General features: G+C 53.9%; 16 protein-coding genes. 13 read left to right on the forward strand and 3 right to left on the reverse strand.

Features of this window, described 5'->3' with window-relative positions; translation table 11 throughout:
- Positions 1–164: 164 nt before the first annotated feature.
- The 9 genes from H7B67_RS16410 to H7B67_RS16450 all read left to right on the forward strand — a co-directional run bounded on the left by H7B67_RS16410 (position 165) and on the right by H7B67_RS16450 (position 10,532).
- Complete coding sequence (locus H7B67_RS16410; protein WP_245363913.1) at positions 165–4,064, forward strand: S-layer homology domain-containing protein; 3,900 nt, start codon at positions 165–167, stop codon at positions 4,062–4,064.
- A 420-nt stretch (positions 4,065–4,484) separates the two neighbouring features.
- A complete protein-coding gene (locus H7B67_RS16415; RefSeq protein WP_185120942.1) occupies positions 4,485–5,555 on the forward strand; it encodes a carbohydrate-binding domain-containing protein in 1,071 nt (356 codons plus the stop codon).
- Positions 5,556–5,736: 181 nt separating this feature from the next.
- Positions 5,737–6,636 carry a sulfate adenylyltransferase subunit CysD gene (gene cysD / locus H7B67_RS16420; protein ID WP_185120943.1) on the forward strand — a complete coding sequence of 300 codons (900 nt, stop codon included), beginning with the start codon at positions 5,737–5,739 and terminating at the stop codon, positions 6,634–6,636.
- Between the two features lies 1 nt (position 6,637).
- Entirely contained in the window at positions 6,638–8,317 is a 1,680-nt protein-coding gene (locus tag H7B67_RS16425) for a GTP-binding protein (RefSeq protein ID WP_185120944.1), read from the forward strand.
- A gap of 165 nt (positions 8,318–8,482) precedes the next feature.
- Positions 8,483–8,713, forward strand: a complete 231-nt coding sequence (locus tag H7B67_RS16430) for an AbrB/MazE/SpoVT family DNA-binding domain-containing protein (protein WP_185120945.1) — start codon at positions 8,483–8,485, stop codon at positions 8,711–8,713.
- Positions 8,707–9,048, forward strand: a complete 342-nt coding sequence (gene mazF / locus H7B67_RS16435; RefSeq protein WP_185120946.1) for an endoribonuclease MazF — start codon at positions 8,707–8,709, stop codon at positions 9,046–9,048. Before H7B67_RS16430 ends, mazF begins: the two co-directional genes overlap by 7 nt.
- A 102-nt stretch (positions 9,049–9,150) precedes the next feature.
- Positions 9,151–9,657: a hypothetical protein gene (locus tag H7B67_RS16440; RefSeq protein WP_185120947.1), complete on the forward strand. Its 507-nt coding sequence runs from the start codon at positions 9,151–9,153 to the stop codon at positions 9,655–9,657.
- Positions 9,658–9,659: 2 nt separating this feature from the next.
- Complete coding sequence (locus H7B67_RS16445) at positions 9,660–10,316, forward strand: PspA/IM30 family protein (RefSeq protein WP_185120948.1); 657 nt, start codon at positions 9,660–9,662, stop codon at positions 10,314–10,316.
- Positions 10,317–10,532 (forward strand): aspartyl-phosphate phosphatase Spo0E family protein, encoded by a 216-nt coding sequence (locus tag H7B67_RS16450; protein ID WP_185120949.1) that lies wholly within the window; start codon positions 10,317–10,319, stop codon positions 10,530–10,532.
- A gap of 159 nt (positions 10,533–10,691) precedes the next feature.
- Here the strand turns inward: H7B67_RS16450 and H7B67_RS16455 are convergent, their stop codons facing one another.
- Positions 10,692–11,423, reverse strand: coding sequence for a C40 family peptidase (locus tag H7B67_RS16455; protein ID WP_185120950.1), 732 nt, complete (start codon positions 11,421–11,423; stop codon positions 10,692–10,694).
- A 234-nt stretch (positions 11,424–11,657) separates the two neighbouring features.
- Between H7B67_RS16455 and H7B67_RS16460 the strand changes: the two genes are divergently transcribed.
- The 3 genes from H7B67_RS16460 (at position 11,658) to H7B67_RS16470 (ending at position 14,552) form a co-directional block, all read left to right on the forward strand.
- Positions 11,658–12,680, forward strand: a complete 1,023-nt coding sequence (locus H7B67_RS16460) for a DUF3231 family protein (RefSeq protein ID WP_185120951.1) — start codon at positions 11,658–11,660, stop codon at positions 12,678–12,680.
- A gap of 292 nt (positions 12,681–12,972) precedes the next feature.
- Positions 12,973–13,608 (forward strand): glycoside hydrolase family 11 protein, encoded by a 636-nt coding sequence (locus tag H7B67_RS16465; protein ID WP_185120952.1) that lies wholly within the window; start codon positions 12,973–12,975, stop codon positions 13,606–13,608.
- A gap of 59 nt (positions 13,609–13,667) precedes the next feature.
- Positions 13,668–14,552 (forward strand): formylglycine-generating enzyme family protein, encoded by an 885-nt coding sequence (locus H7B67_RS16470; RefSeq protein ID WP_185120953.1) that lies wholly within the window; start codon positions 13,668–13,670, stop codon positions 14,550–14,552.
- 48 nt (positions 14,553–14,600) lie between these two features.
- Here H7B67_RS16470 and H7B67_RS16475 read toward each other — a convergent pair whose 3' ends face one another.
- Positions 14,601–16,028, reverse strand: coding sequence for a sensor histidine kinase (locus H7B67_RS16475; RefSeq protein ID WP_185120954.1), 1,428 nt, complete (start codon positions 16,026–16,028; stop codon positions 14,601–14,603).
- Entirely contained in the window at positions 16,025–16,720 is a 696-nt protein-coding gene (locus H7B67_RS16480) for a response regulator transcription factor (RefSeq protein WP_185120955.1), read from the reverse strand. The genes H7B67_RS16475 and H7B67_RS16480 overlap by 4 nt, the downstream gene beginning before the upstream one ends.
- 158 nt (positions 16,721–16,878) lie before the next feature.
- On the opposite strand from H7B67_RS16480, the gene H7B67_RS16485 reads away from it, so the two are divergent.
- The gene (locus H7B67_RS16485; RefSeq protein WP_185120956.1) at positions 16,879–20,313 is read left to right on the forward strand and encodes an immunoglobulin-like domain-containing protein; all 3,435 of its coding nucleotides are present in this window, start codon (positions 16,879–16,881) and stop codon (positions 20,311–20,313) included.
- Positions 20,314–20,450: the final 137 nt, after the last annotated feature.

Here is a 20,450-nt window from a genome sequence, read left to right on the forward strand (position 1 = left end):
AATTTACTAGTCCTTATGGCATAAGCGCCGATGAAGACGGATTCTTGTATGTTACGGATATTGGTAAACACGCCGTATTTATACTAGATTCAGACGGGAACCAGATTATGACGCTGGGGCAGCCGGGAGAACCCGGAAACGACAGTTCGTCTCTAAACTATCCCATGGGCGTTGCGGTCCAGAAGGTAGACGGGAATCACAAGCGGATTTACGTCCTGGATGCAGACAACAAGAGAATTCAAATTTTCGATGAAACGGGCGCCTACCTGGATACCTGGGCTATTCCGAATTCGGATGGCGGTGTCGAAGATATTAAGATTGGGAACGGGAAAGTTTATGTCGTTTCTCAAAATTACAATATTCATATTTTTAATTCCGCAGACGGAACGGCCGTAAGCAAGAGTATATATAGCCTTATGAGCGGGCGTCGTCCGGTCGGACTGGCTATCGGGGCAGACGGAAGATTGTACATTACGGGAGCCAAAATCAGTACGTCGACTTTGAATAGCGGGATCTATATTCTAGATAGTAACGCTAACAATATTGTGGAGACCATCGATATCGATAGCATGACGGACTCTTCGAGTCGATTGGACATAGACAAGGACGGGAAGTTCTATGTGACAGATATGTTCTCTTATGCCGTGAGAATATACGGAAGCGACGGCACGCCTCTGCTGACGCTAGGGACGCCGGGAACGAGCGGAACTGCCGATAATGCTTTTAAGCTTCCAAAGGATACGGCGGTCGATCAAGACGGCAAGATCTATGTGACGGATTGGTCGGCGCATAAGGTGAAGGTTTTCGCTGCGGACGGCACCTACATCACCTCCTATCCTCCTTCTCCGCAACCATCAGCGTTGCTGAATGCAACAGCCTCCCCGGGTTCGACTACGGGGACGACTGCTGTAACGATATCATCCCCATTGGGCACGAACAATCACTGGGTCGTGAACGTATCATCTTCCAGCCTTGCCACGCCAAACGTTGGAGACGCTGCGCCAACGGGAACGGGCGTCACGAATCCGTTCACGCCGGGAACGGATATCAGCGGAGTGGACGCAACGACGAACAAGTATGTCGGCGTGTATGAATTGGACTCGGACGATAAGATCGTGAGCTTCAAGCTGATTACGCTGACGGAAAATGATATCAAGAAAGAGGTTCCGGCGCCGGTATTGGATAGTGCGGTAAGCCCAGGCAGCACGGTCGGAACGACCAAGGTGACGGTAGATTCTCCTGCCGCTGGCTACACGTACGCCGTCGCCGTCTCGGATAGCCCGCTAGCCACGCCGAACGTTGGAAACGCTGCGCCAACGGGAGCGGGCGTCACGAATCCGTTCACGCCGGGAACGGATATCAGCGGAGTGGATGCAACGACGAACAAGTACGTCGGCGTGTATGAAGTGGACTCGAACGGTAAGATCGTAAGCTTCAAGCAGATCACGTTGACGGAAAATGACATCAAGCAAGAGGTTCCAGCGCCGGTGTTGGATGCCGAAGCAAGCCCCGGCAGCACGGTCGGCACGACCAAGGTGACGGTGGACTCTCCTGCCGCAGGCCACACGTACGCAATCGTCGTCTCGGATAGCCTGCTCTCCACGCCGAATGTCGGGGACGATGCGCCAACGGGAACAGGCGTCATGAATCCGTTCACGCCGGGAACGGATGTTAGCGGAGTGAACGCAACGACGAACAAGTACGTCGGCGTGTATGAATTGGGCTCCGACGATAAGATCGTGAGCTTCAAGCTGATTACGCTGTCGGAAAATGATATCAAACAAGAGGTTCCAGCGCCGGTATTGGATAGTGCGGTAGGCCCCGGCAACACGGTCGGCACGACCAAGGTGACGGTGAACTCGCCTGCCGCAGGCAGCACGTACGCAGTCGTCGTCTCGGACAACCCGCTCGCCACGCCGAACGTCGGGGAAGCTGCGCCAACGGGAACGGGTGTTACGAATCCGTACACGCCGGGAACGGATGTTAGCGGAGTGGACGCAACGACGAACAAGTACGTCGGCGTGTATGAATTGGACTCGGACAATAAGATCGTAAGCTTCAAGCTGATTACGCTGACGGAAAATGACATCAAGCAAGAGGTTCCAGCGCCGGTACTGGATAGTGCGGTAAGCCCCGGCAACGCAGTCGGCACGACCAAGGTGACGGTAGACTCTCCTGCCGCTGGCTACACGTACGCCGTCGCCGTCTCGGATAGCCCGCTAGCCACGCCGAACGTCGGAAACGCTGCGCCAACGGGAACGGGCGTCACGAATCCGTACACACCGGGAACGGATGTTAGCGGAGTGGACGCAACGACGAACAAGTACGTCGGCGTATATGAAGTGGACTCGAACGGTAAGGTCGTAAGCTTCAAGCTGATCACGTTGACGGTAAGCGACATCAAGGAAGAGGTTGTTATTCCTCCGGTTGCAGCCCCGGCATTGGATGCTGAAGTAAGCCCCGGCAGTACGGTCGGCACGACCAAGGTGACGGTGGACTCTCCTGCCGCTGGCAGCACGTACGCAGTCGCTGTCTCGGACAGCCCGCTCTCCACGCCGAACGTCGGAGACGCCGCGCCGACGGGAACGGGCGTCATGAATCCGTTCACGCCGGGAACGGATGTTAGCGGAGTGGATGCAACGACGAACAAGTACGTCGGCGTGTATGAATTGGACTCGGACGATAAGATCATGAGCTTCAAGCTGATCACGCTTACGGAAAGCGACATCAAACAAGAGGTTGCACCTTCATGGCCAACGACTACGCCAAGCAGTATTCCGGTAAACCTTTCTATCAAGAATGCGGATAGCCCACTGCTCACTCAACTGAACAGCAAGCTGGGTTCTTCCGTCAAGATAGAAGGCGAGCTGTTAACGGCCGATGGCAAGACCATTCCCGGATCAAGCATTAAATTCGACCAAAATGGTGCAATCACCATGACTTCGGTTGAACCTGGCGTGTACAAAGTCGTGTTAAGCACCGTTGCTCCCGACGGCCGGAAGCTTGTCGGCAATACTGCAACGATCACCGTCGACGCCAACGGCAACGCCAGAATGGAATCGGATCTGGTCGATCCCTTCGGTGTCGCATCGGACCCGATAACCGGCGAGCCGATTGACGGTATGCGTATGACCTTGTACTGGGCGGATACCGAATTGAACAGAAGCAAAGGCAGAGCTCCCGGCACGGTCGTGAATTTGCCGCTGCTGCCCGATATGTCGCCAAACCAGAACAACAATCCGCAGGTAACGAGGGATGGCGGTCAATATGGCTGGATGGTATACGCGGAGGGAGATTATTATTTCACTGCCGAGAAGGACGGCTATGTAACGTACGATAGTCGCAACGACAAACGGAACGAGCTTCATGGCGACACGAGTTACATTCGCGATGGCATCATCCATGTCGGTCAATCCATCGTGCGAGTAGATTTCGGCGCAGACGCTGCAGTCGTAGGAACGGGGGTTCATACGCCTTACTTGTATGGATATCCCGATAAGCAGTTTAAGCCTGAACTCCTGATAACCCGGGCGGAAGTGGCAGCCATTCTTGCACGAATATTGCCGCAAGTTGATGCGTCTGCTATCATCCAGCCATACTCCGATGTATCGGACAAGCATTGGGCCTACAAAGACATTGCCTATATTCGCCAGCTTGGCATCATGAACGGAACGCCGGGAAATCGGTTTATGTCCAACCAATCGATAACTCGTGCGGAGTTCGCCCAAATCTTATTCAAATTAAATCCATCCCTTATCGCCAAAGGTAACGTTTATTCGGATACTGGAGAGCATTGGGCGAGAGAGGCCATCGATCGGGTAACCGGCGCTGGACTCATGCAAGGTTTCGGAGATGGAACCTTCAAACCGAATGCACAGGTGACACGGGCAGAAGCGGCAACGATCATCAACCGATATTTGCAACGCAAGCCGCTGAACGCGGATACGTCGATATGGCCCGATGTCCCCCAAGGGCATTGGGCAGCCTCCGACATCGCGGAAGCATCGTTGTCCCATTCGTACTCCTTGTTGTCTAACGGTTGGGAAGTATGGGAACTGGAATAGGGTAACATTAACTGAATGGTGTTGAAAATAAAGCAACGCGGCGCTTACGCCGGCGTTGCTTTATTTCGTAGCGAGGGATTTTTGGATTCGCTTAAATCTTTAAGGTTGATTAAAGTTTTCTGCATTAGGATTTAAATAGGAATTGAGGCGATAACGTCATCTGATAAACAAGCCAAGGTTTATACCTTACTATTCGAGGAGTGTTCATTTATGAAACGAAAACAATTGAAAACCATAAGCACCCTTACGCTAGCCCTATTACTCAGCGCATCCGTTGTGGGATGCTCGAACGCACAAGACGGCAGCGAGGAGGCAGCCACTCAACCGGCAACCGCCCAAGCATCGCCCTCGCCACTTGCAAGTACACCTGCAGCAAGCGAGACGGAGTCATCTAGCGCTGCGACAACAACGGAAGCTTCCGTGCAAGACACATCGGAATTGTTCAGCGATCGAGACTTGGAACAAACGGCCGATCTTACATCGGCTACGCAAATTCAATTGGCAAGCGGTCAAGACGTGACGCTGAATACCGAAGGCGTCTATGTCTTAAGCGGAGAGGCAAGCAACGTGACGGTTGTGGTGGAAGCGCCTGAGGATGCGAAGGTTCAAATCGTTCTTGACGGCGTCAGCATAACTAATGTAGATTCGCCTGCGATCTATGTGAAAGAGGCGGATAAAGTGTTCGTTACCTCCACGGACAGCGAGAACTCTATGGAGGTCACCGGAACCTATGTGGCGGATGGCGATACCAACTTGGACGCGGTTATTTTCTCCAGGGCTGACTTGACCTTGAGCGGAACCGGAAGTCTGGACATCGTATCGGCTCAAGGCAACGGGATCTCTTCGAAGGATGATCTTAAGATCACCGGAGGCGTGTATAACATCCAATCCTCCTTGGATGCCTTAGAGGCCAATGATGCGATCCTTATCAACGACGGAACGATGACGATCGATGCGGGCAAGGATGCCTTGCATAGCGAGAACGAGGAGGATGCTACTCTTGGATATATCTATATTGAAGGCGGCGACTTAAAGATCAACGCGGCCGAAGATGCCATCCAAGGCAACCGCTTCGTTCAAATCGATGGCGGCACCATTAACATCGAATCCTCCCAAGAAGGCATCGAGGCGACTTCGGTCAAGATTAATGACGGTCAGATCACGTTATATGCGAGCGACGATGGCATTAACGCCGCTCAGAAGGTCGATGGGAATGTGGCTATTGAAGTGAATGGCGGCACCATAAACGTAACGATGGGCAGCGGAGATACGGACGCGTTCGACTCGAACGGCGATATCTCCATTAATGGAGGAACCATAACGGTAGAAGCGCAGTCCGCCTTCGACGCGGATGGCACCGCTCAGCTTAATGGCGGCGATGTCACGGTAAATGGGGAGAAAATCACGGAAATTACCGTGTCTCGCGGAGGACCAGGCGGAGGCGGCGGAGGTTTTGGCGGCGGTGGCGGCAGAGGAATGGGCCGTCAATAGTTTATAATCGAATCGTCTCTTCTACTACATGTAGGGAGGCGATTTTTGTATTTATATTGTATTATTCCGTCAGAAAATATCACGAAAAATACTTTCTTCCACTTTGCATAAAAGCTATAATCTGATAGGATAGATAGAAATACGATGGATTTAGTGAGGATTATAAGGAGGCCGCCTTTCCATGCAAGAATTAACGCATCTGGATCAACTTGAGGCTGAAGCGATTTATATTATCCGAGAAGTAGCGGCGGAATGCGAGAACCCCGTGATGCTGTATTCGATCGGGAAGGACAGCTCGGTCATGCTGCATCTGGCGCTCAAGGCGTTCTACCCCGAGAAGCCGCCTTTTCCGTTCATGCATATCGATACGACGTGGAAGTTCAAGGAAATGATCGAATTCCGCGACCGCAAGGCCAAGGAGTTCGGCATCGAGATGATCGTTCATTCGAATGAGGAAGGCATCCGGCAAGGGATCAACCCATTCGATCATGGCTCCGCGTACACCGACATCATGAAAACCCAAGCTTTGAAGCAGGGATTGGACAAGTATGGATTCACGGTTGCGTTCGGCGGCGGAAGACGGGACGAGGAGAAGTCGCGGGCCAAGGAGCGGATTTTCTCCTTCCGGAATAAGAATCACGCGTGGGACCCGAAGAACCAACGTCCGGAGATGTGGAAGCTGTTCAACACGAGAATCAACAAGGGCGAGAGCATTCGCGTCTTCCCGTTGTCCAACTGGACCGAGAAGGACATCTGGCAATACATTCGCCGGGAAAATATCGATATTGTCCCTCTCTACTCCGCAGCCGTCAGACCTATTGTCAATCGCGACGGGCATATCATCATGGTGGACGACGAACGGATGAAGCTCGAACCGGGCGAGAAGATCGAGATGAAGAAGATCCGCTTCCGCACCTTAGGATGCTACCCGCTTACCGGCGGGGTTGAGTCGGATGCCGTAACGCTGGATGAGATTATCGAAGAGACGCTGGGCGCGGTATCCTCCGAGCGGACTAGCCGGGTTATCGACCAAGAAGCGGCCGGCAGCATGGAACGACGCAAACGGGAGGGCTATTTCTAAGATGAAGAGTCTGCTTAAATTCATTACTTGCGGAAGCGTAGACGACGGCAAATCCACCCTGATCGGACATATGCTTTATGATGCCAAGCTCCTGTTCGCCGACCAAGAAAGAGCGCTGGAGCTCGATAGCAAGCTCGGTAGCCGCGGCGGCAAAATCGACTATTCGCTGCTTCTGGACGGACTCTTGGCCGAACGCGAGCAAGGGATCACGATCGACGTAGCTTATCGTTATTTTACGACGTCTCATCGTTCCTTCATCGTGGCGGACACGCCGGGACACGAAGAATATACGCGCAACATGGCCGTAGGCGCCTCGTTCGCGGATCTGGCCGTCATTCTGGTGGACGCGACCAAAGGCGTCATTACCCAAACCAAGCGCCATGCCCGGATTTGCGCTCTGATGGGGATTAAGCATTTGGTATTAGCCGTGAACAAGATGGACCTGGTGGACTTCGACCGGAAGAAGTTCGAGGCCATTAAGGAAGAGTTCTTCCAAACGACGGCCGAATTCCAAATCCAGAGCATCCAGGTCATCCCCGTGTCCGCTACGGAAGGGGACAACATCACGACTAAATCCCCGAATACCCCATGGTACGAAGGACTTGCCTTGCTGCCGTATTTGGAAAACGTGGATGTGCATACGTCTAACGACTCGAAGGCGTTCATGATGCCCGTTCAGCGCGTGTGCCGGCCGGACCACACGTTCCGCGGGTTCCAAGGCCAGATCGAAGCGGGGAAAATCTCGGTCGGAGACGAGCTCACGACTCTGCCGAGCCGGGAGAAAGCGAAGGTCAAACGGATCCTCGTGACCGACCAAGATCGGGATACGGCTTATGCCGGTCAACCGGTGACCATTCAATTGGACCGCGAAGTCGACGTATCTCGGGGCAACGTGCTCACGACGGATAACGAAATTCAAGAAGCCGACAGCTTCGCCTCCACGATCCTGTGGATGGACGATTCCGTCCTGACTCCCGGCAAGCATTATTGGGTGAAGGTAGGAACGAAGACCCTCCCAGGTACCGTGACGGCGATTACCCATAAGATCGACATCAATACGGGCAACACGGTTCCGGCCGATCGGATCGTTAAGAATGAATTGGCCAAGTGCGAATTTTCTTTGTCGGATAGCATCGTTTTCGATTCCTTTGAGGAAAATAAGAGCATCGGCGGCTTTATTCTGATCGATCGCGTCACCAACATGACCTCCGCTTGCGGAGTCATCGATCATGCGCTGCAAAGCTCGAACCGATTCGCGGCGCTGGATACGGAGATTACGAGGGAAGTTCGCGCCCAGCAGAAGGGACAGACTCCGCTCACCGTCTGGTTCTCCGGTTCGCAATCGGATCAATCGGCTCTTGCGAAGGAAGTCGAGAAACGGCTGGTCTCCTCCGGATACCATACGATGCTTCTCGAGAACAGCCAAGGAGAATCGTTGCGCCGAGTGGCCGAGATTGCCAAGGTGTTGAACGATGCGGGACTTATTGCCTTGGTATCGTATGATTCCTCCAACGCAAGCGACCTTGAAGCCGCAAGAGAGATCATTGGCAAAGAATATATCGAAGTGAACGCGGACGATGCAAGCCGCTCTTCCCTCGAAGAAGCCGCGAATGCCGTGGTCAAACGAGTCGTCAAAGACGTGATCGCTCAATATCCGAATTCGGTCTCCTACGATATTTAATTGCTAGCTTCCCGCAAATGACGAAAGGCGCAAACCAAGTTCCTACATTCTTTGGATGTAGGGACTTGTGCGTTTTCAGGGTAATAGCCTATTTTCCGGACCTTATTTGACTATCTCAACAATAAAAGTTTATACTTTGTATATACTTTATTGTGGGGTGATTCTATGTTTCAGGTTCAGAAATGGGGGAACAGCTTGGGCATTCGCATCCCGAAGTCCCTTGCCTTGAAAGTCGGGCTTGAGGAAGGCTCCGAGGTCGATCTTGACGTAGAAGATGGCCATCTCGTCATAAAACCCAAGAAGGCAAAACTGGATGAGCTCCTTGCCAGGGTCACTCCGGAAAACCTTCATAAAGAGGTATCGACCAGTGAACCGCAAGGGCGGGAATCATGGTGATCCATAACTATGTACCGGAACGCGGCGACTTAGTGTGGTTACAATTCAACCCCCAATCAGGTCATGAACAAGCTGGAAAGCGTCCTGCCTTAGTCGTTTCACCTGTCGCTTATAACGGTAAGGTCGGGTTGGCTTTGCTTTGTCCGGTATCCTCTAAGGTAAAGGGTTATCCATTTGAGGTTATCATTCCGAAGGATTCCCCCATAGAGGGGGTAATTCTATCCGACCAGGTGAAAAGTCTCGACTGGCAATCCCGACAGGCAACTTTCATCTGTAAAGTTCCTGATGAGACGATAGCTGAGGTGATTTCTAAGATTGAGTTACTGATTCGATAAGGTAGCGGTTGCCCAAGTGGCAGCCGCTTTTTTGCGCTTAAGTTCCATTAAAGGTTTCCCTTTTAAGATAGGGACATGGGAACGAGAAAGGAGGTGATTGCAGTGAAACGATCTACCCTTCTCATCGGCATCGCGATCGTTTCGGTCTCTATTTTCGCTTTAATTTTACTGGCCCATATTTGGGGACACTCGGTCCACGAAGCCGCCGGCCATCGCCAGTCTTGGCATGATTTCGCAAGACAAGCCCAACAAAGGTATCCGCAATTCTTGGAATCGAGCAACAGCGAGGCGACCGGAGCAAACTCCACTTGGCTAGGCCTGCTTCGACTGGCCGTTCTAACAGGAGGCGCGCTTCTCTTCTTAAAGGCCGGCGGCTTGCTCCGATGGATCGGCGCCGTATTCGCCGCTCTGGGAACCTGGAGCTTGCTCGGTCCTGTCTGGGGCTCGCTCGTCCTGATCGCCGTTTTCTTGTTCTACAAGCGAATGAATACCAACTCACCGTATACAGCCCCTCAGGCAGCCGGCGTCTACTCTTCGCAGCCGGACGTCCATGTCAGCCGAGGTCAATTTTTAGATGAATGGGAACGCAGACAACATAAGGAGGAATAACCATGGGAATCTTCACGAGAATCAAGGATATTGCGGCCGCCGACGTACACCGTCTTCTGGATCGGGTGGAGGACCCGGTCGGCATGGCCCGGCATTACATCAGGCAGCTAGAGGACCAGATGGACAATGCCCGCTCGGCGCTGGAGATTCAGATCGCTGCGGAACAGCATTATGACGTACTTATCGCGAGGAATGGCCAGTTCATCGACAAGCGAGTCCGCCAAGCGGAGCTGGCCGTGGACCGCAATCAAGACGAGATCGCCGCCATGGCATTGCAGGAGAAGCTGCATCATTCGAAGCTTCAGGAGACTTATCTGGAACAGCGAGAAGTGATTCGGCGACAGACGCAAGCGCTTCGCGACGAGATCGGCCGGTTGCAGGAGCTTCACAAGGACCTGAGCGACAAGCTGACCTTCCTCTTGGCACGTACGAACGCTGCGGCCGCGTTGAAGGCGACGGCAGCCGTCTCTTCCCCGGGCGATACCGGCAGGATTTCGCGAGGGTTCGAGCGGATGGAGCAGAAGATCTTTCGGTTCGAAGCGGGAACGAAGGCATACGGGGCAATCGGCTCCGAAGCCTCGCGCCTGAGCAACTGGTCGGATCAGCACGAGGTGCAGTCGGAGCTGGAGAAGCTCAAGGCCGCCCGCCGAAGCTCCTGAATGGATTCTATTATCGAGAATTGCGGCCTATCGGAGTTAGCCGCCGAGGTGGAAGCCGCCCGGGCGGAAATGATGAAGCATGCGGCTGCGTTTCTCGCGCCCGGAGGCAAACCGAGCGAGGAGCTTATCGCCGTCTCGCAAAGGCTGGACAAGCTTGTCCTGCAGTATATGACCATGAGATTCTCGGCGGACCTTCGGCACCCATACTCTCGATAACATGGCGCTATGACCGCGAAACCGAATCGATGCCCGATTAAAGGACACACGAAGCCGAAAAAAAGGAATCACCAGGCCAGTCTTAAGAAACCTCTCCTTTCGGGGAGGTTTCTTTGTTAGGGGATTATCGAGCTAAGAAGGAGGGCTTCCCTCTTTACTTTAAAGCACCCGACGAGCCGTTACGTAATGATTGGACCAATAGCCGGAAGAAAGCGAGCTGATCGCGAGCCCGTCCACCGAAGGCGTATCGTGGATGAACTGGCCGCCGCCCATGTAGATCCCGACGTGATTGATGACTTTGTTGTTGCTGCCGATCGTATCGAAGAAGACGAGATCTCCTTTTTTGAGATTGCTCTTGCTGACATAAGAGCCCGCGCTCTTCTGGTACTTCGTGCCCCATTTCAGATCGACGCCGACCTTGGCGAACACGAACTCGGTGAACGAAGAGCAGTCGAAGATGAGCTTGGACGGGTTGCGCGTGTTGAAGTCGTAGCTGACGCGGCCCATGTAGCTTTTGGCGATTTGAATGACGCGGTCGGCCTTGGAGCTCGTGCTTCCCGAAGAGGAAGAAGAATCGCCGTAGGTCGTATATTTATCGCCAGCGGATACGTATCCGGTATTGCCCTTCTTATCCTTAACCTTCAGCCAATAGCTGTTTACCTTGCTGATGACATGGATCGACTCTCCGGTCGGAATCAGCCGAATCACTTTCCCGCTCGTGCTCGCGCTGGCGCGCAGGTTCACGCCGTATGTGACTTTAGTTTCGTAGGCGGTCGCGGCGGACGCCTTCGAGATCGTCGAGGCTTGTCCCATATTCAAGGCTCCCAGTCCGATAGCGGAGCATAAGCCGACGGCCATCATCTGACGGAAGATGGATTTGGTTGCAGACATGTGAATCCCTCCGGTAAATAAAATAATGATCGGTACCGGATTTCACGTTAGCATACATGGAGAGGCCTAAACTTTTCCACGAAGAAAAAATGGACCGCCGTGACAGGCTATAATTCGCATTATTAGAAAAGAATGAAAATTTTCTAATCCTTAGAACGGGCGTCCATGAATGGAATAACTTGCGTTTCGAGGGAAGATACTACGTCATACAGAATGGATGGAAGGGGGATAAGCATGTCATCTCGGAAACCCGAAGTAAAACCAACCAATATCGAGCTAAGCTGCACGGAAATCGGGGGACTGTGGGGCATTTACCTCCAAGAGAGCATGACGGTTTGTTTCTTAACCTACTTTCGGCACCATCTCCAAGACGGGCAGATCGTTCCGCTGGCGGACGAAGCCTTTCAAATAGCGAAGAACCGGATGGACAAGATAAAGAAGTTTTTCCAGGCGGAGAATTTCCCGATCCCCGCGGCGTTCTCGGAAGGGGACGTGAATTTAACGGCTCCTCCGCTGTTCCACGATACGTTTACCCTAAGCTTCCTCTACATGATGAACCGGCTGGGGATGATCAACTACGCGTTTACCGCATCCAATAACGTTCGGCTCGACGTGCTGGATTTTTTCAACGAATGCATCCATACGACGACCGAGATGTTCGGCAAAGCGGTGCGAATGATGCTGGAGAAAGGAATATACGACCGCCCGCCGAAAATGAATTATCCGGAAAAGGTGGAGTTCGTGGAGAAAACGTCCTTCCTGGACGGTTTACTCGGCGCGAAGCGGCCTCTCAATGCCATCGAGTTATCCGAGATTTTCTTCAATATCGAACGCAATTACTTCTCCGTGATCGTTATGCTGGGATTCGCGCAAGTCATGGAAGACAAGAAATTGAAGGAACACATCCTCAGAGGGAAAAAAATCAGCGAAAGCCAGATCAATCTCTTCAACAATCTGCTGATGCAGGAGGATCTGCTCGGAACGGTGCCTATAAGCATGGAAGTGACGGGTTCGACGGTGTCGCCGTTCTCGGATAAGTTAATCCTATCCATGATCAATATTCTGAACTCGGTGGACATCATGCTGATTTCGCATGCGCTGTCTTTATCGATGCGGCTCGACCTCACGGCTCATTACACCAAAATCATCGCTAAGGTGATGTCATACTCCAAAGATACGTTCGATATCATGGTGGAACATAGATGGCTCGAACAGCCGCCGCTTACGATCGATCGCAAGCAGCTGCTTCAATCCTAAGAAGAGGAATCCCGCAGGCCGCGTGACGGCGCGCCTTGCAGGATTCTTTTTTTATGGCCGCCGGCGGGGCGCAATGTTCGGAATGGAGATTGAATGTTAAGAATATGGAGTTAATCCTATAATTTGTTAGGTTTTTGTGTATGCGCTTACAATCTATAATCTAGCTGGAAGGAGGTGGAAGGGGTTTTCTCGGAAAAGGACGCGATGTTTCGTTTTGTTCCGCAACGAGAATCAACCGGCCGCAGCATGCATTCGAGCACTCCCAATCTATCCATTCTGAGGAGGTATGATGATGTTGAAGTTTAAGAAGAAGGTTCTGCCGGCCATTCTTGCAACCGCAATGGGGTTAAGCTTGTTCGCGGCGACGTCGAGCGCGGCCACGGACTATTGGCAGAATTGGACCGACGGCGGCGGCACGGTCAATGCCGTCAACGGTTCGGGCGGGAATTACAGCGTGAACTGGTACAACACCGGCAACTTCGTGGTCGGCAAGGGCTGGAACACAGGATCGCCGAACCGGACGATCAATTACAACGCCGGCGTCTGGGCGCCGTCCGGCAACGGGTATCTGACCCTCTACGGATGGACGAGAAATTCGCTCATCGAATATTACGTAGTCGACAGCTGGGGCACTTATCGGCCTACCGGAACGTATAAAGGCTCCGTGACGAGCGACGGAGGCACGTACGACATTTATACGACCATGCGCTACAACGCGCCTTCCATCGACGGAACGCAGACGTTCCAGCAGTTCTGGAGCGTCCGCCAGTCGAAGAGACCGACCGGAAGCAACGTCTCGATCACGTTCAGCAACCACGTCAATGCGTGGAAGAGCAAAGGGATGAACCTGGGCAGCAGCTGGTCCTATCAAGTGCTCGCGACGGAAGGCTACCAAAGCAGCGGAAGCTCCAACGTAACGGTGTGGTAATTCGCCGAGGGCTGCCGGCCGCAAGGCCGGCGGCTTTCTTCTACAAAGGAGGCCTAATGATGAGAAAGCCGGTGGCTGTCCTTCTGCTCGCGGCAACGGTCTTGATGGGGGCTTGTTCTCATGCAGAGACAGGTAAGAAAGCGCAGGCCGCCGAGGCCGAGAAGCACGAACCAAGCGATAGCCTTGTCTTCGTCCAAGGCGGAAGCTTCGTCCACCCCAAGTCGAACTACTCGGGCAGCAACGTTACCCTAAAGGATTTTTATATCGGCCGATACGAGGTCACTCAGCAAGAATGGATGGAGGTCATGGGCAGCAATCCTTCGGCTTTTCAAGGCGATAACCTGCCGGTCGAGATGGTAAGCTGGTACGACGCGGTCGAGTACTGCAATAGGAGGAGCCTGCTAGAGGGCTTAACCCCCTATTACCGTATAGACAAGAGCAAGCAAGACCCGAATAACAAAAGCGAATACGACACGGTCAAATGGACGGTTACGATCGACGAGGAAGCGAACGGGTACCGGCTGCCGACGGAAGAGGAGTGGGAATATGCGGCCGGCGGGGGCCAACTGAGCAAGAGTTATCTTTATAGCGGCAGCGACGAAGCGGACGAGGTCGCCTGGTATTGGAGAAACTCCGGGAAGGAGTACTTAACCGGAGACTGGACCTGGCCGGCCATCGAGAACAACCGCAACCGCACCCAAGCCATCGGCAACAAGAAAGCGAACGAGCTCGGACTCTACGACATGTCGGGCAACGTGAGAGAGTGGACCTGGGACTGGTACGGGGAAAATGCGGGCAGCGTCGCCGGCTCCGGCTCCTGGCGTGTCGTGAAGGGCGGCGGCTGGATGGGAGACGTCAGCAACAACGAGGTTTCTTTTCGGGGGAAGTTCGAGGCGAACGGCTTCGGCCCCGACCAAGGGTTTCGCGTGAGCCGCGGGGAATGACGATAGGGTCACCGCTGCCCGACGATGGATCGCATTGCCGGGGCGCATTCAAGAGGTTAGGGAGTCCGATGCCAGGGCATTAAACGGCAAGTGGACCGTGAATACCGTGCTTATATTCGGAACGCTCCGCACGGTAATCCGCCCGCCATGCCGAAGCGCGATTTCTTTGCACAGGGAAAGCCCGATGCCCATCCCGTTGCTCTGCCTGCCTTTGTCGACCCGATAAAACCGATCAAAAATGCGCCCTAGCTCATCCGGCGGTATTCCTTTTCCCCTATCCTCGACTTCAATCCGCACTTCGTCGGGGTCCACGAATAACCGAATTCCCAAATATTTGCCGTCTCTCCCATGCAGAATGGCGTTGTCGATCAAGTTGCGCAGCGCTTGCGCTATAGATTCGCGGTCGTAATCCAAATAGACGATCGTTTCCGGCAAGTCCGCCTCCCATTTAAAACCGTAATCCTCCAACAAAAGCACGTACTCCGAAACGATCGACTGCAAGAGATAATGGGTGGAACTTCTCTCCGCATGGAACGAGATCGACGGATCGTCGATCTCGGCAAGCCGGAACAACCGGTCCAGCAATCCGTTCATATATTCCGATTTCTGCAAAATAATCGTCGCATGCCGAACCCGGATTTCAGGAACATGGCTCGAGCCCCGCTGCAACGTTTCCGCATAACCATGGATGATCGAAAGGGGCGTCCGCAAATCGTGGGATAAGTTGGAGATCAGCTTGGCGCGTGCCTGTTCGATTCGTTGGGTATGCAGGTACTGCCTGTACAGCTTGTCGGACATTTCGTTAAATAATCGGGTTAGCGCTCCTATTTCGTCTCCGGAACGATCCTGCAATCGCACAGGCTCCTTCCGCAAATCGGCATGCCGCATCGCCCCATTCAATCGGTCTAATCGCCGCGTGACAAACAGGATGAAGAATACCGCAATCAAGGAAGGCAGAGCGATGATCAAGATCAGAGGGGCAAGCAGAAACGGCAAGGCGGAATACTGGTTTAAATAGAGGAATAACTGGACTTGCTGAAACGCATTCCCTTGCACGTCGAAGACGACAAAAAAGCGTTCGCCGTTGGCGTCTATATCAAAAAGGAAGGCCGAATCCTGACCTTGAAACATACGGCCGGGCTGATCGGTGAAACGCGCCATTATCTCCGGAAGAGTGTACGGCCGGCTTCGGTTCGCGGATGAATACAGAAGCGTTCCGGCGCTGTCGAATAACTCCATTCCAACCCCCTCGTATTGTCTGCCGAACTTTTGCAGAACTTGGGCGAAGGGTTCTTCGTTCCTCGCCATCGCCTGTTCGAGTCGACCGGCAAGCCGTTCGCTCATTTCCTGAAGCCTGGCATGATTGTACCCGGACACGAACCAGGAGTTGAATCCGACAATCATGGTCGTCATCAAAATCAGCGTGAGCAGGACGGAGCACGCGATGATCCACGCCATCTTGGCCATCAGTTTCATTCCGCTTCCCCCGTCAACAGATATCCGAGACCCCACACCGTTTGGATGTAACGGGGTTGCCTGGGATCATCCTCGATTTTTTTCCTCAGAAAATTCATATAGACGTTAATCGAGTTCTCGTCGTAATTCGAATGGCCCCATACTTCCTCGAACAATTGGATTTTAGGAACCGTTTGGTTGGGGCGCTTCATCAAGGCGAGCAGCATCTTGGTTTCCGTTGCGGAGAGCGGAATGGCTTGATTGTTTTTATATAACATTTGCGCCGCCGGGTTAAGCCTCATATTCCCATACGAGTACGAAATCATTTGTTCGATCGAAGCCGTTTTATGGGTGCGGCGCAGATGCGCCTGCACTCGGGCGACCAGCTCGGAGGGGCTGAACGGTTTGGTGACGTAATCGTCCGCTCCTAGCCCAAATCCGCGTATTTTGCTGTCCACTTCGTGTTTGGCGCTGAGCAGAATGACCGGCATCTCCATCGCGCCGTTGCGTATCCGCTCCAGCACCGAGAATCCGTCCATTCCGTCCATCATGATGTCCAGAATGACAAGGTCGAAAGTCTGCTCGTTTAGATGCTTCAACGCCTCGAGTCCGGAAATCGCGCAGGTAGCGCGCAGATCGGCTTGCGCCAGATTATAATCGACAAGCTCCAGCAATTCCGGCTCGTTATCTACAACAAGTATGTGATGGAACATGGAAGCAACCCTTTCCCCGGCTTGCGTTCGATTTCGGATTCAGTATACGCGAAAATAGTCAATTTTTGTATGATTTTAAGAATGCTTTAAGAGAATTCCGCGATTCTCTTTGCTACTATGAAGAAAACGATATGCCGCGAGAATGGAGATTGATGTTCATGTTGCTTAAAGGGCGAAAGTTCGTTCACCTCGTATTGTCCTTGGCACTATTGCAGGGCATTGTCATTCCTTACGGCTCTCGGCCGGCGGATGCTGCGGAGACGAGAATGGGAAGCGAAGCGGAGCAAATTGCCGCGGGAGTCGGCCATTCGCTCGCGCTCAAAGACGATGGCTCCGTCGTTGCCTGGGGTCATAATTTATATGGCCAATCGACCGTCCCGGAAGACGCTCAAAGCGAAGTCGTCTCGATCGCCGCGGGCGGGTTCCATACGCTGGCCCTCATGGAAGACGGATCCGTCAGGACTTGGGGCAGCGATAACCAGGTAATCGCCCCGGAACGGGAAGATGCCCCCTTCGTCGCCGTCGCAGGCGGTTACTTCCATTCGCTGGCGCTGACGAGCAACGGCTCTGTCGTTGCTTGGGGAGATGACACGTACGGCGAAACGATCGTTCCTGCAGACGCCGAGAGCGGAGTCGTCGCCATCGCGGCGGGGTGGAACCGGTCGATGGTGCTCAAAGACGATGGCTCCGTCGTTGCTTGGGGATTCTCTTCCTCAACCTTGCCTGTAGACGCCAAAAGCGGGGTCGTCGGCATCGCTGCCGGATTTACCCATTCGCTGGCGCTCAAAGACGATGGCACCGTGGTTGCCTGGGGAAGCAACGCCAATGGTCAAACGGACGTGCCGGCAGATCTTAACGATGCGATTGCAATCGCTGCAGGATGGAACTTCTCGCTGGCGCTCAAAGACGACGGCTCCGTCGTCGCTTGGGGAGACGATTCGTATGGTCAAACGGACGTGCCGCCGGAAGCTCAAAGCGGAGTCATCGCCATCGCTGCGGGACCGGATCATGCGCTGGCGCTCAAGAACGATGGCGCTGTCATCGGTTGGGGAAACAACATTCATGGCCAGATTAACGTACCCGGCAATGACAACCTCGGCGATCTGAAAATGGATGAGGGGGAGTTTGCCGAGCCTTTCTCTTCTTCCAACACGTCTTATACGTCCTATATCGGCCCGTCGGTATCGAGCGTGCATGTAACGGCGACGCTGGCGGACACGACTTACGCGTCGCTATATGTCAACAATCAGCCGCAAGCAAGCGGCAGCGTCGCGACGGTCGGCGTTTCGGGCCCGTCTGCCGTTATTCCGGTTCAAGTAGAACCCTATTTGAAAGCAGTCAAACGATATACGATTACGGTGATCAGGGACTCGACACCGCCCGAAGTTCGGTTCGACCTGAACGGCAATGCGCTTCCGGCCAAGACGGCAACAAGCAAGGTAACCGTGACGGATACGGAGAGCGGTCTCGTCGCAGGTTCGCTGCAATATGCGTGGACGCAAAGCACGGCAGCGCCGACCGGCGGATGGACGGCATTCACGAACGGCGACAGCTTGGGACGGACAAGCGGAGACGGCGACTGGTACCTGCATATTCGGGCTTCGGACAGGATCGGCAATGTCGTCGACGCGGTTTCGAACGCGTTCGTGCTGGATAACGCAGCTCCGGACATTGCGCTCGCCGGCAGCAACCCGATGTACGTCCCGCAAGGGGGAATCTATGCGGAACCGGGGGCGACCGCAACGGATGCGATTGACGGGAATATCCCGGCATCGTCGATCGGGATTTCGGGCACGGTCGATACCGCCAGCTTCGGGACCTATCCGATCCGATATTCGGTTGCGGATCGCGCAGGGAATACCGCAACGGTGACCCGTAACGTGTATGTATACGACGGAGATGCGCCGACAATCTATCTGAATGGAACGAATCCGATTACGGTAGAGGCGAACGGGGTATTTACAGATCCCGGCGCAACGGCGCAAGACGCGCAGGACGGCGACTTGTCTGCCTCCATCGTTGTAACCGGAACGGTGGATACGCGCGTTCTCGGAACGTATAGGCTCGACTACGACGTCTCCGATTCCGCCGGCAACGCGGCGCATACCGTGACGCGCAGCGTCTACGTGCAAGATACGCAGCCTCCCGTCCTCGAATTGCTGGGAGATCCCGTGATGAGCGTGCAGCTGGGAGAGACGTTTACCGATCCCGGAGCGAAAGCGACGGATGCGTATTACGGCGATATCTCCAGTCGCATTGTCGTGACGGGAACCGTGAATATGCGGCAGCCGGGCGATTATACGCTTCGTTACAACGTTGTGGATCCTTCTGGCAATGAGGCTTCGGAAGTGAGCCGCACGGTGCGCGTTATAGGGACGACGATCGTTCCGACAAGCGGTCCGGTGCAAGATACAAGGCCGTACATCGACCTGAACGGCAATCGGTTCGATCCCTCCCAGATCGACGCCACGAAGCAGTCGATCACGCTGAACGTGATGCCGAACGATGCCGGATCGGCGTATGCCAGCATCCCGGCTTCCGTCCTGGCCGATATTGCGGACATTAACGATGCCTTCACAATCGAGATTAAAGCCCCTTACGGAAGCTATCGGGTGCCCGTCGATCTGGCCTCTATCATTATTGGATTAGAAGACAAGCTGGCAGCGTTAAAATCGAAAGCCGAGGATATCGGCTTCAAGATCAAACTGACCGACTTGTCCGGCAGTAAGGAGATGCAAGAGGCGGTTGCAAACCATTTGCCTAATAGCGAAGTCCAAGGAGCCATTGTCGATTTTGAAGTGGATATCGTTGACGCCAATACAGGGAAGGAGTTCGCATCTGCTGACCGGTTCTCCCGAATGGTTGAACGAGTAATCTCGCTTCCAGACCCTTTAACGGAATATTATGGAGCATTTCTCATCAATCCTAGCGCTGCATCGTTTGTCCCCGCCCGGGTAGGGGGACTCCATCTTGAACCGGCCGTGACGATTCAATCCTATTCGAACAGCGTGTACGTCGTCGTTGAGAATGCCTTAGAGTTTGCCGATGTGGACAATCATTGGAGCAAATCGTACGTGGAGCTTGCCGCAGCGAAGGGCTTGGCCGAGGGAATGGGCAACGGCAAATTCGATCCCGACAAAACGGTGACGAGAGCGGAGTTTACCGCTATGCTGGTTCGTGCGTTGGGACGCGGTGCCTACGCAGGCAGCGCTGCTCGTTATGACGATGTAAAGCCTGATGCGTGGTATTACGGCGCGGTGACGCATGCGAAGGAACTCGGCCTGTTGGACTTTGCCCGCGGCACGCACTTCGCTCCCGAAAAGCCGATCTCCCGAGAGGAAATGGCGAGCATGCTCGCGGCCGCCATTTCCATCGAAAAGCCGCCTGTCCCCGAGGTGCCGGCTCGTTTGGATACCTATAGGGATATGGACAAAATGGACACGGCTTATCGAGAGGATATTCGGTTGATGGCCGGACTGAACATCATGACGGGTACTGCAGTCGATACGTTTGGCCCGAAAAGCGAAACGACGCGCGCGCAAGCGGCGGTCGTTCTAATCCGAATGCTACGAACGCTAGAGTGGATAAACTAATGGTCTGGTAGATTTCGCTTAAAGCGGCAGAGATGCCGCTTTTTGTACACGTGAGCCCGGTGACGATCCGTCGTCATCGGGCTGCTTGGCGTTTTCCCCCAATCCGCCTTCGCTCCTTGAGAAGCTTCGAGGACAAA

The organism is Cohnella thailandensis, from assembly GCF_014212135.1.
In the GTDB taxonomy this organism is placed as follows: domain Bacteria; phylum Bacillota; class Bacilli; order Paenibacillales; family Paenibacillaceae; genus Cohnella; species Cohnella thailandensis.

Coding starts and splice junctions, on each gene's coding strand:
- cysD (WP_185120943.1), top strand. CDS start 5,737: ATGCAAGAATTAACGCATCTGGATCAACTTGAGGCTGAAGCGATTTAT.
- H7B67_RS16450 (WP_185120949.1), top strand. CDS start 10,317: ATGGATTCTATTATCGAGAATTGCGGCCTATCGGAGTTAGCCGCCGAG.
- H7B67_RS16445 (WP_185120948.1), top strand. CDS start 9,660: ATGGGAATCTTCACGAGAATCAAGGATATTGCGGCCGCCGACGTACAC.
- H7B67_RS16410 (WP_245363913.1), top strand. CDS start 165: ATGGGCGTTGCGGTCCAGAAGGTAGACGGGAATCACAAGCGGATTTAC.
- mazF (WP_185120946.1), top strand. CDS start 8,707: ATGGTGATCCATAACTATGTACCGGAACGCGGCGACTTAGTGTGGTTA.
- H7B67_RS16470 (WP_185120953.1), top strand. CDS start 13,668: ATGAGAAAGCCGGTGGCTGTCCTTCTGCTCGCGGCAACGGTCTTGATG.
- H7B67_RS16425 (WP_185120944.1), top strand. CDS start 6,638: ATGAAGAGTCTGCTTAAATTCATTACTTGCGGAAGCGTAGACGACGGC.
- H7B67_RS16480 (WP_185120955.1), bottom strand. CDS start 16,720: ATGTTCCATCACATACTTGTTGTAGATAACGAGCCGGAATTGCTGGAG.
- H7B67_RS16475 (WP_185120954.1), bottom strand. CDS start 16,028: ATGAAACTGATGGCCAAGATGGCGTGGATCATCGCGTGCTCCGTCCTG.
- H7B67_RS16465 (WP_185120952.1), top strand. CDS start 12,973: ATGTTGAAGTTTAAGAAGAAGGTTCTGCCGGCCATTCTTGCAACCGCA.
- H7B67_RS16430 (WP_185120945.1), top strand. CDS start 8,483: ATGTTTCAGGTTCAGAAATGGGGGAACAGCTTGGGCATTCGCATCCCG.
- H7B67_RS16455 (WP_185120950.1), bottom strand. CDS start 11,423: ATGTCTGCAACCAAATCCATCTTCCGTCAGATGATGGCCGTCGGCTTA.
- H7B67_RS16485 (WP_185120956.1), top strand. CDS start 16,879: ATGTTGCTTAAAGGGCGAAAGTTCGTTCACCTCGTATTGTCCTTGGCA.
- H7B67_RS16460 (WP_185120951.1), top strand. CDS start 11,658: ATGTCATCTCGGAAACCCGAAGTAAAACCAACCAATATCGAGCTAAGC.